1 protein-coding gene is annotated in these 442 nt (G+C 57.9%); it reads right to left on the bottom strand.

Annotated features, from left to right (window positions below; all coding sequences use genetic code 11):
• Nucleotides 1-28: 28 nt before the first annotated feature.
• A partial coding sequence (locus EXE45_RS17985; RefSeq protein ID WP_137695127.1) for a DNA cytosine methyltransferase occupies nt 29-442 on the bottom strand: 414 nt, incomplete at its 5' end.

Here is a 442-nt window from a genome sequence, read left to right as displayed (position 1 = left end):
TTCGGTTGTGGATATAAAAAAGTGCGGCCTAAAGCAGCCCCTCGACAACCGAGGCCACAAGGTCCGCAGGGACAGCGTTTCCATTGAGTGCGTACTGCTCTCGCTTGTTCCCTTTGAACACGAACGTATCGGGGAACGTCTGAAGCCGCGCACACTCCCGAACGGTGAGCCGCCGCGGCTCCTCGTGGTGGACAGGTGGCGCGGACTTCCCCGCGACGAGGGTAAACGCGGGTTCATCGGGATACGCCCGTGCGTACGCAGGATGTTTCGCTTGTCCGTGCTCCGTCTCACGGAGTTTTTCCACCGTACTTTCTGCGTGATTGATTGACACGTGGTTGTCTACATCGTGATCGCTGTCTGGATCAGGGAGATCCCCGATGGCGGCCTCAACGCCGACGTACGGCTCTTGTTCAGTCATCAAGGACATCATCTCCGTACAGTT

Origin of the sequence: Halorubrum sp. SP9 (assembly GCF_005435015.1) — an archaeon.
Classification (GTDB): Archaea; Halobacteriota; Halobacteria; order Halobacteriales; family Haloferacaceae; genus Halorubrum; species Halorubrum sodomense.
This window is presented reverse-complemented; position numbering and strand designations above follow the sequence as displayed.